General features: G+C 70.5%; 11 protein-coding genes. 3 read left to right on the top strand and 8 right to left on the bottom strand.

Going from position 1 to position 15,767, the window contains the following annotated elements:
• Positions 1–3,184: HAMP domain-containing protein (locus tag ACZ69Q_RS29110; RefSeq protein ID WP_471047132.1), on the top strand; the 3,184-nt coding region annotated here is incomplete at its 5' end.
• Positions 3,185–3,196: 12 nt separating this feature from the next.
• A complete protein-coding gene (locus ACZ69Q_RS29115; protein ID WP_471047133.1) occupies positions 3,197–3,757 on the top strand; it encodes a response regulator in 561 nt (186 codons plus the stop codon).
• A gap of 111 nt (positions 3,758–3,868) precedes the next feature.
• Here the strand turns inward: ACZ69Q_RS29115 and ACZ69Q_RS29120 are convergent, their stop codons facing one another.
• Positions 3,869–5,743 carry an AMP-dependent synthetase/ligase gene (locus ACZ69Q_RS29120; RefSeq protein ID WP_471047134.1) on the bottom strand — a complete coding sequence of 625 codons (1,875 nt, stop codon included), beginning with the start codon at positions 5,741–5,743 and terminating at the stop codon, positions 3,869–3,871.
• Between the two features lie 230 nt (positions 5,744–5,973).
• Positions 5,974–7,842, bottom strand: a complete 1,869-nt coding sequence (gene lepA, locus ACZ69Q_RS29125; protein WP_471047136.1) for a translation elongation factor 4 — start codon at positions 7,840–7,842, stop codon at positions 5,974–5,976.
• Positions 7,843–8,064: 222 nt separating this feature from the next.
• On the opposite strand from lepA, the gene rpsT reads away from it, so the two are divergent.
• Positions 8,065–8,331: a 30S ribosomal protein S20 gene (gene rpsT, locus ACZ69Q_RS29130; protein WP_471047138.1), complete on the top strand. Its 267-nt coding sequence runs from the start codon at positions 8,065–8,067 to the stop codon at positions 8,329–8,331.
• 211 nt (positions 8,332–8,542) lie between these two features.
• Here rpsT and ACZ69Q_RS29135 read toward each other — a convergent pair whose 3' ends face one another.
• The 6 genes from ACZ69Q_RS29135 to ACZ69Q_RS29160 form a co-directional block, all read right to left on the bottom strand.
• Positions 8,543–8,941 (bottom strand): nuclear transport factor 2 family protein, encoded by a 399-nt coding sequence (locus ACZ69Q_RS29135; RefSeq protein ID WP_471047140.1) that lies wholly within the window; start codon positions 8,939–8,941, stop codon positions 8,543–8,545.
• Positions 8,942–9,007: 66 nt separating this feature from the next.
• On the bottom strand, positions 9,008–9,997 hold the full coding sequence (gene holA, locus ACZ69Q_RS29140; RefSeq protein WP_471047142.1) for a DNA polymerase III subunit delta: 990 nt from the start codon (positions 9,995–9,997) through the stop codon (positions 9,008–9,010).
• 69 nt (positions 9,998–10,066) lie between these two features.
• Positions 10,067–10,312, bottom strand: coding sequence for a hypothetical protein (locus ACZ69Q_RS29145; RefSeq protein ID WP_107907336.1), 246 nt, complete (start codon positions 10,310–10,312; stop codon positions 10,067–10,069).
• 200 nt (positions 10,313–10,512) lie between these two features.
• Positions 10,513–11,352 carry an arylamine N-acetyltransferase family protein gene (locus ACZ69Q_RS29150; protein ID WP_471047145.1) on the bottom strand — a complete coding sequence of 280 codons (840 nt, stop codon included), beginning with the start codon at positions 11,350–11,352 and terminating at the stop codon, positions 10,513–10,515.
• Positions 11,353–11,356: 4 nt separating this feature from the next.
• Complete coding sequence (locus tag ACZ69Q_RS29155) at positions 11,357–14,314, bottom strand: ComEC/Rec2 family competence protein (protein ID WP_471047147.1); 2,958 nt, start codon at positions 14,312–14,314, stop codon at positions 11,357–11,359.
• Positions 14,311–15,495, bottom strand: a complete 1,185-nt coding sequence (locus ACZ69Q_RS29160) for a ComEA family DNA-binding protein (protein WP_471047149.1) — start codon at positions 15,493–15,495, stop codon at positions 14,311–14,313. The genes ACZ69Q_RS29155 and ACZ69Q_RS29160 overlap by 4 nt, the downstream gene beginning before the upstream one ends.
• Positions 15,496–15,767: the final 272 nt, after the last annotated feature.

Consider the following 15,767-nt stretch of genomic DNA (forward strand, 5'->3'; position numbering starts at 1 on the left):
CGAGATCCTGGAGCTGAAGTCGACCATCAACACCATGGTGGACCAGCTCTCCGCCTTCGCCGACGAGGTCACCCGCGTCGCCCGCGAGGTCGGCACTGAAGGCAACCTCGGCGGCCGGGCCCAGGTGCGCGGTGTCTCCGGGGTCTGGAAGGACCTCACCGACAACGTCAACTTCATGGCGGACAACCTCACTTCGCAGGTCCGCAACATCGCCCTCGTCTCCACCGCGGTGGCGCAGGGCGACCTCGGCAAGAAGATCACCGTCGAGGCGAAGGGCGAGATCCTGGAGCTGAAGTCGACCATCAACACCATGGTGGACCAGCTCTCCGCCTTCGCCGACGAGGTCACCCGCGTCGCCCGCGAGGTCGGCACCGAAGGCAACCTCGGCGGCCAGGCGCAGGTCCGTGGTGTCTCCGGCGTCTGGAAGGACCTAACCGACAACGTCAACTTCATGGCCCTGAACCTGACCTCGCAGGTCCGCAACATCGCGCAGGTGACCACGGCCGTCGCCAACGGCGACCTCTCCAAGAAGATCACCGTCGACGCGCGCGGCGAGATCCTCGAACTGAAGGACACCGTCAACACGATGGTGCAGCAGCTCCGCGCCTTCGCCGACGAGGTCACCCGCGTGGCCCGCGAGGTCGGCACCGACGGCCGGCTCGGCGGCCGGGCGCAGGTGCTGGGCGTCTCCGGGGTCTGGCGGGACCTGACGGACAACGTCAACTACATGGCCGACAACCTGACTTCCCAGGTGCGGAACATCGCCCAGGTGACCACCGCCGTCGCCAACGGCGACCTCTCCAAGAAGATCGACGTGGACGCGCGCGGCGAGATCCTGGAGCTGAAGACCGCCATCAACACGATGGTCGACACCCTCTCCTCCTTCTCCTCCGAGGTCACCCGCGTGGCCCGCGAGGTGGGAAGCGAGGGCCAGCTCGGCGGCCAGGCCCGGGTGGAGGGCGTGTACGGCACCTGGAAGCGCCTGACGACCAACGTGAACGAACTCGCCTCGAACCTCACCACCCAGGTCCGCGCGATCGCCGAGGTCGCCTCCGCGGTGGCCCAGGGCGACATGTCCCGCTCGATCACGGTCGAGACCCGCGGCGAGGTCGCCGAGCTGAAGGACAACATCAACCTGATGGTGGCCAACCTGCGCGAGACGACCCGCGCCAAGGACTGGCTGGAGTCCAACCTCGCCCGTCTGGCCGCCCTGATGCAGGGCCACCGGGACCTGATGGAGGTCGCCGACCTGCTCCTGCGCGAGCTGACCCCGCTGGTCAACGCCCAGTACGGCGCGTTCTTCCTGGCCGACCCGGACGAGGAGAGCGCCTCACTGCGGACCGCCGTTCCGGCGAAGGGACTCGCGTTCATCGCCGGGTACGGCTCGGCCCAGGGCACGACGATCGAGACCGGCGGCCTCCCGGTGCACGGGCTGGTCCGGCAGGCGGCCCGCGAGAAGAAGCGGATCCTGGTCGAGGAGGCCCCGCCGGACTACATCAAGATCAACAGCGGGCTCGGCGAGGCGGCTCCTACGAGCGTCGTCATCATCCCGATCCTGTTCGAGGACAAGCTCCTCGGCGTGATCGAGCTGGCGTCCTTCTCCCGCTTCTCCGATGTGCACCTGGCGTTCTTCGACCAGTTCGTGAACACCATCGCCGTCGCCATCAACACGATCATCGCCAACTCCCGTACGGAGTCCCTGCTCGGCGAGTCCCAGCGCCTGGCAATGCAGCTCCAGGAACGCTCGGACGAACTCCAGATGCAGCAGGCGGAGTTGCAGCGCTCGAATGCCGAACTGGAGGAGAAGGCGGCGCTGCTGGCGACGTCGTCGCAGTACAAGTCGGAGTTCCTGGCGAACATGTCGCACGAGCTGCGCACCCCGCTCAACTCCCTGCTGATCCTGGCCCGCCTGCTCTCCGACAACCCGGACGGCCGTCTCTCCGACCAGGAGGTCCAGTTCGCGACCACGATCCACCGGTCGGGCTCGGACCTGCTCCAGTTGATCAACGACATCCTGGACCTGTCGAAGATCGAGGCGGGCCGGATGGACGTACGCCCGAAGAAGCTGCCGCTGATCAAACTCCTCGACTACGTCCACGCCACGTTCCGCCCGCTCACCCTGGACCGGGGGCTCGCCTTCGAGGTGTCGGTCGGCGAGAACGTGCCGCGCGAGATGTACTCCGACGAGCAGCGTCTGCAGCAGATCCTGCGCAACCTGCTGTCCAACGCGATCAAGTTCACCGCGACGGGCCGCGTCGAGCTGCGGGTGGGCCGGCTCAAGGACCCCGAGCACCGCTACGTCCGCGAGAGCGACGAGGTGATCGCCTTCGCGGTCAGCGACACCGGCATCGGCATCGCGCGGGAGAAACTCCCGGTGATCTTCGAGGCGTTCCAGCAGGCCGACGGCACCACCAACCGCAAGTACGGCGGCACGGGACTCGGCCTGTCCATCAGCCGCGAGATCGCGGGCCTGCTGGGCGGCCGTATCGTCGCCGAGAGCGAACCCGGCAAGGGCTCCACGTTCACGCTGTACGTCCCCGTCGTCAGCCCCGGTCACCCGGCGACCGGACCGGCACCCGAGGACCGTTCGCTGCCGGTGCCGGAGCAGTTGTCGACGGAGCCGTTCCAGACGACCCACGACGCGGACGACTCATGGCCGACGCCGACCAAGCTGGAGGCGTGGCAGACGGGCCGGGCGGGCCAGGTCCTGCCGGGCCGGCGGGTGCTGATAGTGGACGACGACATCCGCAACGTCTTCGCGCTCACCCATGTGCTGGGCCGGGTCGGCATGCCGGTGCTGTACGCGGAGAACGGCCGCGAGGGCATCGAGTCGCTGGAGCGCACGCCTGACGTCGAACTCGTCCTGATGGACATCATGATGCCGGAGATGGACGGATATGAGACGATCTCCGCCATCCGCCGCACCCCGCGCTGGGCGCACCTGCCCATCGTCGCGCTGACCGCGAAGGCCATGCCCGGAGACCGGGAGAAGTCCATCGCGCGGGGCGCCAACGACTACGTACCGAAGCCGGTGGACGTGGATCAGCTCCTCACCGTCGTCTGCGACCTCCTGGACCCCGAGGGCGCGCAGCCGGAGGGCCGTACCGCGAAACCGGACCACACCGCAGTACCGGGACCGGACACTTCAGAGGGAGAAGAGGTCCCGCCGACCATCACCGAATGAGGCCACTTCACCATGAGCGCTGAGGCAACGACCGACGAGCGTGCCGGCATCCTCCTAGTCGACGACATGGAGGACAACCTGATCGCGCTGGAGGCCGTCCTGGGGTCCCTCAACGAGCCGCTCGTCCGCGCGCGTTCGGGCGAGGAGGCCATGAAGGCGCTGCTGCGGCAGCGCTTCGCCCTGGTCCTGCTCGACGTCCGGATGCCGGGCATGGACGGTTTCGAGACCGCCGCGAACATCAAACGGCTCGACCAGACCAAGGACGTCCCGATCATCTTCCTGACCGGGGCTGAGGACGAGCCGGGTTACGCCTTCCGCGGCTACGCCACCGGGGCCGCCGACTATCTGACCAAGCCGTTCGACCCCTGGGTGCTGCGCGCGAAGGTGTCGGTGTTCCTGGATCTGTACCGCAAGAACAGGCAGTTGGAGCACCTGCTGAGCCGCGAGCACGTCCAGAGCAAGCAGCTCAGCACACAGCTCGCGGCCCTGGAGGACCAGCTCTCCGACGGCACCGCCCCGGACGTGACGGACCTGCGCGCCAGGGTCCATGAGATACGCCGGCTGGTCGGCTAGGGGTGCCCGTCCCGACCTGAAGGGGCGCGGGGCCGTCTCGGTTTACGGCTCCACCGCGTGGGCGCGACCGGCCGCAACGGACCGGCAGACGCCCCGCAGCCCCGCCCTCCCCTACGCCTCGCGCGTACCGGCGTACATCTCCTCGATCAGCGCCTTGTACTCCCGCTCCACAACGGGCCGCTTCAGCTTCAGGCTCGGCGTGATCTCACCGTGCTCCACATCGAGGTCCCGCGGCAGCAGCCGGAACTTCTTGATCGTCTGCCACTTCTGAAGCCCCTCGTTGAGCTTCCTGACGTAGCCGTCGACCATCTCGACGGTGGCCGGCGCGGCCACGATCTCCGCGTACGGCTTCCCGGACAGCCCGTTCTCCTCGGCCCACGCCTGGATCGCGACCTCGTCCAGCGCGATCAGCGCGGTGCAGAAGTTCCGGTCGGCGCCGTGCACCAGGATGTTGGAGACGTAGGGGCACACGGCCTTGAACTGGCCTTCGACCTCGGCCGGCGCGATGTACTTGCCGCCCGACGTCTTGATGAGGTCCTTCTTGCGGTCGGTGATGCGCAGGTACCCGTCCGGGGACAGCTCGCCGATGTCACCGGTGTGGAACCAGCCGTCACTCTCCAGCACCTCGGCGGTCTTGTCGGGCAGCCCGTGGTAGCCCTCCATGATCCCGGGGCCCCGCAGCAGGATCTCCCCGTCGTCCGCGATGCGGACCTCGGTGCCGGGCAGCGGCTTGCCGACCGTGCCGGTGCGGTAGGCCTCGCCCGGGTTCACGAAGGACGCCGCCGAGGACTCGGTGAGGCCGTAGCCCTCCAGGATGTGGATGCCGGCGCCGGCGAAGAAGTAGCCGATCTCCGGGGCGAGCGCGGCCGACCCCGAGACGCAGGCGCGCAGGTTGCCGCCGAAGGCCTCACGGATCTTGGCGTACACGAGCGTGTCGGCGACCTTGTGCTTGGCGGCGAGGCCGAACGGCGCGGAGTGGGTGCCGGTACGCCGGAAGTTGTCCTGGGTGACCTTGGCGTACTCACGGGCGACCTCGGCGGCCCACTGGAAGATCTTGTACTTGGCGCCGCCGCCCGCGCGGGCCTTGGCGGCGACCCCGTTGTAGACCTTCTCGAAGATGCGCGGCACGGCGGCCATGTACGTCGGCTGCACGACCGGCAGATTCTCGATGATCTTGTCGACGCGGCCGTCGACGGCGGTGACGTGGCCGACCTCGATCTGGCCGGAGGTGAGCACCTTGCCGAAGACGTGCGCGAGCGGCAGCCACAGGTACTGCACGTCCTCCGCGCTGACCAGGCCGGTCGCGGCGATCGCCTTCGCCATGTACGACCAGTTGTCGTGCGGCAGCCGCACGCCCTTGGGGCGGCCGGTGGTGCCGGAGGTGTAGATCAGGGTGGCGAGCTGGTCCTTGGTGATCGCACCGACCCGCTGCTTGATCAGCTCGGGGTCTTTTTCCAGCCGGGCCGCGCCGCGGGCCTCCAGCTCGGCGAGGCTGAGCACCCAGTCACCGGTCTCGACACCAGCCGCGTCGATGACGACGACATGCGTGAGGTTCGGCAGCTCGGCGCGCTTCTCCAGCGCCTTGGCCACCTGGGCGGCGTCCTCCGCGATCAGCACCCGGCTCTCGGAGTCGGAGAGGATGAACGCCGACTCCTCGGCGTTGGTCTGCGGGTAGATGGTGGTCGTCGCGGCGCCGGCGCACATGATGCCGAGGTCGGCCAGTATCCACTCGATCCGGGTCGAGGAGGCGAGGGCCACCCGCTGCTCCGGCTGGACGCCCAGCTCGATGAGCCCGGCCGCGATGGCGTAGACCCGCTCGGCGGCCTGCGCCCAGCTCAGCGACTTCCACTCGTCGGGACCCTGCCCCGAGGCCGGCGGCAAGGGATAGCGGTATGCCTCGGCGTCCGGCGTGGCATCCACGCGCTCCAGGAAGAGGGTCGCCACGCTCGGCGGGCGGTTCTCGATCAGTGTCTGTGTGTCGCTCACGACATCCTCCGGGGGCCCGCGACTGTGCGGCTGGTTCCACTCACGTTGTTTAACTCGCGAGTAACTATCGAGCAGGGATCAGGTTAAAGGTCGACAGGCCACTGCGTAAGGGCCCGCGCCCTGTCACTTCCTCCAGAGGGTCACTCGGTACACACAAAGGGGCCCGTTGCGCTTTCGCACGACGGACCCCTGTTGCGGCGATTTGCCGGGCCACCCGGTGTTACCTGCGGTTACTTCTTGCCCTTGCCCGACCCCGCGCTGTCATCACTGCTGAGCACGGCGATGAAGGCCTCCTGTGGAACCTCCACGGAACCCACCATCTTCATGCGCTTCTTGCCTTCCTTCTGCTTCTCCAGCAGCTTGCGCTTACGGGAGATGTCGCCGCCGTAGCACTTGGCGAGGACGTCCTTGCGGATGGCACGGATGGTCTCGCGGGCGATCACCCGGGAGCCGATGGCGGCCTGGATCGGCACCTCGAACGCCTGCCGCGGGATGAGCTCGCGCAGCTTGGCCACGAGCCGCACGCCGTACGCGTACGCCGCGTCCTTGTGGGTGATCGCCGAGAAGGCGTCCACCTTGTCGCCGTGCAGCAGGATGTCGACCTTGACCAGGCTGGAGGTCTGCTCGCCGGTGGGCTCGTAGTCCAGCGACGCGTAACCGCGCGTCTTCGACTTGAGCTGGTCGAAGAAGTCGAAGACGATCTCCGCGAGCGGAAGGGTGTAGCGGATCTCGACGCGGTCCTCGGAGAGGTAGTCCATGCCGAGCAGGGTGCCGCGCCGGGTCTGGCACAGCTCCATGATCGAGCCGATGAACTCGGTCGGCGCGAGGATCGTGGCGCGCACGACCGGCTCGTACACCTCGTTGATCTTGCCTTCGGGGAACTCGCTCGGGTTGGTGACGGTGTGCTCGCTGCCGTCCTCCATGACCACGCGGTAGACCACGTTCGGCGCGGTCGCGATCAGGTCGAGCCCGAACTCGCGCTCAAGGCGCTCGCGGATCACGTCGAGGTGGAGCAGGCCGAGGAAGCCGACGCGGAAGCCGAAGCCGAGGGCGGCGGAGGTCTCCGGCTCGTAGACCAGGGCGGCGTCGTTGAGCTGGAGCTTGTCCAGGGCCTCGCGCAGCTCCGGGTAGTCGGAGCCGTCCAGCGGATACAGGCCGGAGAAGACCATGGGCTTGGGGTCCTTGTAGCCCCCGAGCGCCTCCGTGGCCCCCTTGTGCTGGCTGGTGACGGTGTCACCGACCTTGGACTGGCGGACGTCCTTCACACCGGTGATGAGGTAGCCCACCTCACCGACGCCGAGGCCGTCGGCCCCGAGCATCTCCGGCGAGTTCGTGCCGATCTCCAGCAGCTCGTGCGTGGCGCCCGTGGACATCATCTTGATGCGCTCGCGCTTGTTGAGCTGGCCGTCGATGACACGGACGTACGTCACGACACCTCGGTAGGAGTCGTAGACCGAGTCGAAGATCATCGCGCGGGCGGGGGCGTCCTTGACGCCGACCGGTGCCGGGATCTCCTTGACCACCTTGTCGAGCAGCGCGTCGACGCCGAGGCCGGTCTTCGCGGACACCCGCAGCACGTCGTCCGGGTCGCAGCCGACGAGGTTGGCGAGCTCCTCGGCGAACTTCTCGGGCTGCGCGGCCGGCAGGTCGATCTTGTTCAGTACGGGGATGATCGTGAGGTCGTTCTCCATCGCCAGGTAGAGGTTGGCGAGGGTCTGCGCCTCGATGCCCTGGGCGGCGTCGACGAGGAGGACGGTCCCCTCGCAGGCGGCGAGCGACCGCGAGACCTCGTAGGTGAAGTCGACGTGCCCCGGGGTGTCGATCATGTTGAGGATGTGCGTGTTGCCGGGTTCGTGGGTGGGAGCCCACGGCAGCCGCACCGCCTGGGACTTGATCGTGATGCCGCGCTCGCGCTCGATGTCCATCCGGTCGAGGTACTGAGCACGCATCTGCCGCTGCTCGACCACACCGGTGAGCTGGAGCATCCGGTCGGCGAGCGTGGACTTGCCGTGGTCGATGTGCGCGATGATGCAGAAATTGCGGATCAGAGCCGGGTCGGTACGGCTCGGCTCGGGCACATTGTTAGGGGTCGCGGGCACGCAGGGTCCTGTCTCTTGAGGCGCCTTATGCCTCGGGTCGGATCGATACGTAGGTTCCATGGTCCCATGGGCGGCGACCGGGGACCGTTTTGGGCCGTCGGCCGGGCCACTGGTAGCCTGGGTGGCTGTGTCTCATGCCCTCTCAGCGCGAGGCACACCCAGAAAAATTCATCGGTGCGGGTCCCCTGCGGTCCCGTGCCAGAACCTGAAAAGGCTCAATCAGTGGCGAACATCAAGTCCCAGATCAAGCGGATCAAGACCAACGAGAAGGCTCGGCTGCGCAACAAGGCCGTCAAGTCCTCCCTGAAGACCGCGATCCGCAAGGCCCGTGAGGCCGCTGCCGCGGGTGACGCCGAGAAGGCCACCGAGTACCAGCGCGAGGCCGCGCGGGCGCTCGACAAGGCCGTCTCCAAGGGCGTCATTCACAAGAACCAGGCCGCCAACAAGAAGTCGGCGCTTGCTTCGAAGGTCGCTTCCCTCAAGGGCTGAACCCCTTATCTGGTCTGATCGGATCCGGCTTCCCGGATCCAGCCGCCGGTAGGACCCAGAGCGGGCCCTCTCTCTTCCGCTCCCGACCGGCACTCCGGATTCGCACGCGGCCTGCGTTCGCCACGCGGGTGCGGATCCACCAGCTCGATGCGAAGGCCCCGGAGCCTCGCCCTTCCCCAGGGCGGGCGCCGGGGCCTTCGGCATGCCCCGGTCAGGACCAGAAGTCGTTGCCCTTTTCGATGTCGGCGACGCACTCGTCGAGATCGGTGATCTTGTCACCGACGATCCGGAAGACGATGCCGCCCATCTCGTCGATGCTCTTGCCGCCCCGCTTGGCGGTGAAGTGGTGCACGGACATGGCGTGCCCGCGGCCGTCGACGAATATGTTGCGCAGCTCTACCCGGAATGTGCCGTCCGTCTCCGAGAAAAGCCGGCCGTAGTACCCGTCGAATATCGAGTCGACCCCTTTGTGGTCCCCCGACAGCGGGTGGGAGCCGGGCACATGATGCGTGCAGTCCCCGGTCATCATGCCGCGCAGGGTGTCCATGTCTCCGCGTTGGAAGGCCTCGTAGCCCTTGCGGACGATTGCTGCGTGCGGGTGTTCAGCCATGGTGCTCGCCACCTTTCGTCAGTCCGGCGATTTACGGCTGATACGCCCGATTCTCCTCTCCCGCCCCTAGCCACGCCCTCTGGACCGAGCCGCCCGCGCGATGGTCACGACCGCCTTCTCCAGGGCGTACTCGGGGTCGTCCCCACCGCCCTTCACACCGGCGTCGGCCTCGGCGACCGCACGCAGTGCGGTCGCGACTCCGTCGGGTGTCCACCCGCGCATCTGCTGGCGGACCCGGTCGATCTTCCAGGGCGGCATGCCCAGCTCGCGCGCGAGATCGGCGGGGCGGCCGCCGCGCGCGGAGGACAGCTTGCCGATGGCCCGGACGCCCTGGGCGAGCGCACTGGTGATCATGACGGGCGCCACGCCGGTGGCCAGCGACCACCGCAGCGCCTCCAGCGCCTCGGCCGCCCGCCCCTCGACGGCCCGGTCGGCGACGGTGAAGCTCGACGCCTCCGCGCGGCCGGTGTAGTACCGCCCGACGACCGCCCCGTCGATGGTGCCCTCGACATCGGCGACGAGCTGGCTCACCGCGGACGCCAGCTCCCGCAGATCGCTCCCGATGGCGTCGACCAGCGCCTGGCAGGCCTCGGGCGTCGCCGAGCGCCCGGTCGCCCGGAACTCGCTCCTGACGAACGCCAGCCGGTCGGCCGGCTTGGTCATCTTCGGGCACGCCACCTCCCGCGCCCCCGCCTTGCGGGCGGCGTCGAGCAGCTTCTTGCCCTTGACCCCGCCGGCGTGCACCAGCACCAGCGTGATCTCCTCGGCGGGCGAGGCGAGATACGCCGTGACGTCCTTGACCGTGTCGGCCGACAGGTCCTGCGCGCCGCGCACGACCACGACCTTGCGCTCCGCGAACAGCGAGGGGCTGGTCAACTCGGCCAGCGTGCCCGGCTGCAACTGGTCGTGGGTCAGCTCCCGCACATCCGTGTCCGCGTCGGCGGCCCGGGCGGCGACCACCACCTCCCGCACGGCACGGTCGAGCAACAGCTCCTCCTGACCCACGGCGAGGGTCACGGGGGCGAGTAGGTCGTCGTTCGCACTGTTCTTGGCCATCGCGACAAGGATGGCACGGGCCACTGACAGCCCCCGCCGGCGCCGGACACCGTGCGGGCTACGGCACGGCTACGGCTCCTCCCGCCACCCGTCCCACTCCCCCGCGAACTCGTCCAGCGCCCCCGGATCGAGCCGCCCGCCCTCGTCCCGCAGCACGACGAGCCACTGCGCGTCCTCGGCATCGTCCTCGCCGGCCAGGGCGTCCCGCACCAGGCGCGGCTCCTCGTCGATCCCGAACCGCTCCCCGAGTGCCTCCGCGGCTTCCTGGGCCGCGTCACGGTCGGGCAGCACCAGCACATGTCTCACATCGCTCACGGAGCCATTCTCGGGCACCGGGCGCGCGGCGAATCCCGGGTCAGCGGCGGCTGCACGTCCGGCTCGACTGGTTGCTCGGTCCCACCACCGCGATCCCCCGCGCCGGTATCGTCCGCCGGCTCACGGTGAAGCCGTCACGCCGCAATTCGGTCGTGGCCCAGCAGGCCGCCCGGGTCGGTGATCCGCACCGCCCTGTCGCGTCAGCCGCCCCGGCCGGGCTCGGTCACCGTCGGCACCCGGTCCAGCTCGATCCCGAACCGCTCCCGGTACATCCTCAGCACCTCCTCGTCCGTCCCCAACTCCCGCTCCTCCCGTGCCCCGTCCGCCGCCGTCGTCTTGAATGTGCGTCCGCTGAGCGTGATTCGTCCCCCTTCCTCCGTCACCCGCGAGCACACCAGCGACTGCGTGAAGTGCGACAGCGGCGAGGTGCTGTGCCACCACGCCCCGGCCACGAAGTCACCGAGCGCCCGGGGCCGCCGGTCCAGCCGGTACTGCGGCCTGGCGTCCATCACGACGTCCAGGTCCGCCGCCTCCGCCGAGTCGTACCCGCCGCGCACCCCGGCCGCGTCCGGCCCCGCCTCGACGACCCGGAACACCCCCGCCGGATCCACCTGCTCACCCCGCGCCTCGAACGCCAGCGGATAGTGGCTGTGCGCCCCGAACCCGACGTCCGCCAGCCAGGCGCCCCCGTCCACCGTGCCCACCTTCAGCGCCATGTGGTCGTAGGGAATCCCGAGCCGCCCCTCCTTGCCGTAGACGCGCGCCGCGAGCAGCGTGACATCGAAGCCCAGCGCGCCGAGCAACGCCCCGAACGCCCCGTTCAGTTCGTAACAGAACCCGCCCCGCCGCGCGCCCACCACCTTGTCCAGCAGCCGCTTCTCCTCCAGCACGATCTCCTCGCCGAGGTGGACCGAGAGGTTCTCGAAGGGCACGGTCTGCAGATGGCGCAGTTGCAGCTCACGCAGTACGTCCACGGTGGGCCACGCCGGGCGCTCGACTCCCAGACGTCGGAGATAGGCATCAGCCTCTACGGAATCCATGACCTCAGTCTCCCGCCACGGTGAGCCCCGCGCCCGTACCCGCGACGGCAATCGCCCCGTCCTCGTCCGTCCGCAGCACCACCGCGCCCTGCGCCCGCAGCGCCGCGACCGTGCCGGGAGCCGGGTGACCGTACGGGTTGTCCTTCCCGCACGAGATCAACGCCAGCCTCGGCGCGGCCCGGCGTATGAGCTCCGGGTCCTGGTACGCCGAGCCGTGATGGGCGACCTTCAGCACATCCACGCCGCCCAGCAGCGGCCCCGCCGGTGATCTCAACAGCGAGCGCTGGGCGGGGGGTTCCAGATCGCCGAGCAGCAGGAACCGCAGCCCGGCCGACCGGACGAGCAGGGTGACGCTGGAGTCGTTCGGGCCGTCAGGGGCGTCCGGGGCCAGGGCCGGGTGCGGCGGCGGCCACAGCACCCGCCAGCTCAGCGCCCCGGTGCGCCGCTCCTCCCCGGCCGCGGCCCGCGTCACCGGAATCCGCCTGGCAGCCGCCTCCCTGCGCACGAACTCCATCTGGTCCACCGGTTCTTCGTGCCCCGTCGTCTCGATCGCCCCCACCGCCCGCCCACGCAGCACACCGGGCAGGCCCGCCACATGGTCGGCGTGGAAGTGGGTCAGCACGACGAGCGGGATCTTCGTGATGCCGAGCTGACGCAGACACCGGTCGACCAGGGTCGGATCGGGACCGGCGTCCACCACCACGCCCGTCCCCTCGCCCGCCGCGAGCACCGTCGCGTCGCCCTGCCCCACGTCACACATCGCGAACCGCCACCCCGGCGGCGGCCACCCCGTGACCACCCTGGTCAGCGGCGGCGGCTGCACCACCGCAAGCAGGAGCAGCGCCCCGCAGACACCGCACCACCAGGGATGCCGCAGCAGCAGCCGGCCGGCGAGCAGGACCACCACCGTGCCGAGGGCGAGCAGCGCGGCTCCGGTCCAGTCGCCGGGCCAGTCCACTCCCGCGCCGGGCAGCGCCGCACCCGTGCGGGCGACGTCCGCCAGCCACCCGGCCGGCCAACTCGCGCACCAGGCCAGCACCTTGGCCACCGGCAGTGCGAACGGTGCCGTCGCCAGCGCGGCGAAGCCCAGCACCGTGGCCGGCGCGATCGCTAACTCCGCGAGCAGATTGCACGGCACCGCCACCAGGCTCACCCGGGCCGACAGCACCGCCACGACCGGCGCGCACAGTGCCTGCGCGGCAGCCGCGGCCGCGAGCGCCTCGGCGAGGCGCGCCGGCACCCGGCGTCTGCGCAGCGCCGCGCTCCAGCGGGGCGCGAGGGTGAGCAGGGCGCCCGTCGCCAGGACGGAGAGCAGGAAGCCGTAGCTGCGGGCCAGCCACGGGTCGTACAGCACCAGCAGCAGCACGGCCGTCGCCAGCGCCGGGATCAGCGATCTGCGCCGCCCGGTCGCCAGGGCCAGCAGCGCGACGGCCCCGCAGGCAGCGGCCCGCAGCACGCTCGGGTCCGGCCGGCACACCACGACGAACGCGAGCGTGAGCGCTCCGCCGAACAGTGCGGTCGTGCGCAGCGAGATACCGAGGCGGGGTGCGAGACCTCGGCGCTCGACGAGCTGGGCGAGGCCGGGCGGGCCGATGAGCAGGGCCAGGATGATCGTGAGGTTGCTGCCGGAGACGGCGAGCGTGTGCGCGAGGTCGGTCTCCTTGAACGCCTCGTCCAGCTCCGGTGTGATCCGCGAGGTGTCGCCCACAACCAGCCCCGGCAGCAACGCCCGCGCATCCGCCGGCAACCCGTCGGTCGCCTCCCGCAGCCCACCCCGCAACCGCCCTGCCAGCCGCTGCACCGCCGACGGCTCCCCCACGACCTCCGGCCCGGCCGACTCCCGCACCCGCAACACGGCCGCGATCCGATCCCCGTCCGCCAGGACGGGAGCGAGCCGGGCGGTCACGCGCAGGCGGGTGGAGGGGAGGAGGGTCAGCCAAGGGGAGGGGTGGGTGGCGGAGGGGGCGGAGGGGGCGGAGGGGGGTTGCGGGTGCTTGTGAGCGTTGGAGGGAGGCCGCAGGTGCTCGTGAGCGTTGGAGGGAGGCCGCAGGTGCTCGTGAGCGTTGGAGGGAGGCCGCAGGTGCTCGTGAGCGTTGGAGGGAGGCCGCAGGTGCTCTTCGGGATCGGAGGCAGGCTGCGGGTGCTCCTCGGCATCAGAGGCAGACTGACGCCACTCGTCGGCGACGGCTGAGGGCCCCCGGCCCGCGTCGACGATCACCAGCACCGGAGTCCGCGTCTCCACCGCCGTGCCGTCCGGCTTCTCGACGCGTCGTACGTCCGCGTTGACCAGCACGGCGGTCGGCGCCATGTGATCACCCTTGACCCTGGGGCGGGTGAGACGTGGGTCGGAGGTGACCTCGACCTCGGCGGTCACCGTGGCGTACTCCCGCGCCAGCCCGGGCACCGGCCCACGCCGCAGGTCAGCCCCGTGCAGCGCGGCGGAGACGGCGGCCGCGGCGATGCAGAGCAGCAGGGCGGCGGCCGACGTTCGGGGCCAGGCCAGACGCACCGGCACCCGGCCGCTCTGCGCGCTCGCCCCACCCCGTCGCACCGGCACCAGGCTGCTCTGAGAGCCCGCCCTGCCCCGTCGCACCGGCACCCGGCCGCTCTGCAGGCCCGCCCCACGTCCCGGCGCCGGCACCTGGCCGCTCCGCGAGCCCGCCCCATCCCGTCGCACCGACACCCGACCGCTCCGTGAGCCCATCCCACCCCGCCGCACCAGCAGCAGTACGCCTGCCGCGAGCAAGCAGACCACCGCCGCGCCGGCCACCCACTCCGGCGGAGCGTCCAGCGTCAGTGCCGCCGTCGCCCAGGCGGCGAGCGCCGGCGGGACCAGGCGCAGGTCCGGCGGTCCTTCCTGACGGGGGTGGGCTGCGCCGAGCCGTCCTCCGGACGCGGCGTGAACAGCGGCCCGGGCGGGACTGAGGTCGGGTGCGAGGGTGTCGTGGCCGTCCTGCCTCATGGCCGTACGAGATTCCGTAGATCGGCGAAACGGCGATCGCCGATGCCGTTGACCTCACGCAGCTCGTCCACCGAGCGGAAGCCGCCGTGCTGGGTGCGGTAGTCGATGATGTGCTGGGCCAGCACAGGGCCGACGCCCGGGAGGGTGTCCAACTGGTCCACGGTGGCGGTGTTGAGAGGGATCGGCGCGGCGGGTGCGGCACCGGGGGCCGCTGCGCCGCCCATGCCCGTGCTCGCGCCGGCCTCAGGAACCGCCGCCGCTGGAGCGCCGACGATCACCTGCTCGCCGTCCACCAGGAACCGGGCCCGGTTGAGGGTGTCGGTGTTCGTGCCGGGGCGCACTCCGCCGGCCGCACGCAGCGCGTCGGCGACGCGCGAGCCCGCCGGCAGGCGATGGATCCCCGGCTCGCGCACCTTGCCGCTGACGTCCACCACGATCTCGGGCGCCGCAGTCCCCACAGCACCGGCCGCCGAGGCACCGGCGCCTGATTCAGCGGACCCGGGGTCATCGCCTTGCTCCCCGCCGGCTTCGCCTCCTCCCCCGTACGGTGCCGCCGCCCGCACCACCTCAGGAACCCGCACGGACTGTGCCCGCCCGGCCCAGAAGTGCTGCACCGCGAAGCCGGCCGCGAGGACGAGCACCACGGTGAGCGCGACCACGTTCCGCCGCTCCAGCCCACATCGCGCCTGCAACCACACCGGCACCCGCTCCCGCAACGCCAGCCCGGCCCGCACCCGCCACTCCCCCGAGCCGGCACCTACGGCCAAGCCCGCGACGCCAGCACGGGCCCCAGCCCCAGCACCGGCACCGGCACCGGCACCGGCACCGGCACCGCTGCCAGCATCGCCGCCAGCGTCATCACCAACATCAGCCGCACCGACGCCATCACCAGAAGCAGCCCCGGAACCAAGCCCGCGGCCCGCCCCGGCGGCCACACCGGCATACGCCACATCGGGGTCCCTTCCCGCACCCGAACTCCGACCCGGCGGCCCCACCTCAGCGGCCACACCGGCATACGCCACATCCGGGTCCCTCTCCGCACCCGCACCCGCACCCCGACCCGGCGGCCCCGCCCCCGACTCCCCCCACTCCCGGACCCGTTCGGCGAAGATCACCTCCGCCCTGCGCCGCAGCTCCTCCGCCGACGCGTGGCGCTGACGTGCCCTCCCCGTGACATGCATGCCTCGCCGGTGACGGGTGCGCCCGTCGGAGTGCGGGCCGCGCCCCGGGCCGCTGGTCGCTGCCGCGGTGCGGGCGCGTGTGGACGTGGGCGTGGACGGGCCCGGACGCGTGACGGTACGTGAACGTGTACGTGATCGAAGTGCCATGCGACGAGGATCGGACACCCCGCCACACCCGCGATGATCTTGCTCAATTCCCGGGGATTACCGCCCAGTTGTGGAAAACCCCGCCACCCGCACGAGTGACTCAAGCACCCAGTTGGCGCGTGATC

This window comes from Streptomyces sp. NPDC036764, assembly GCF_055609385.1.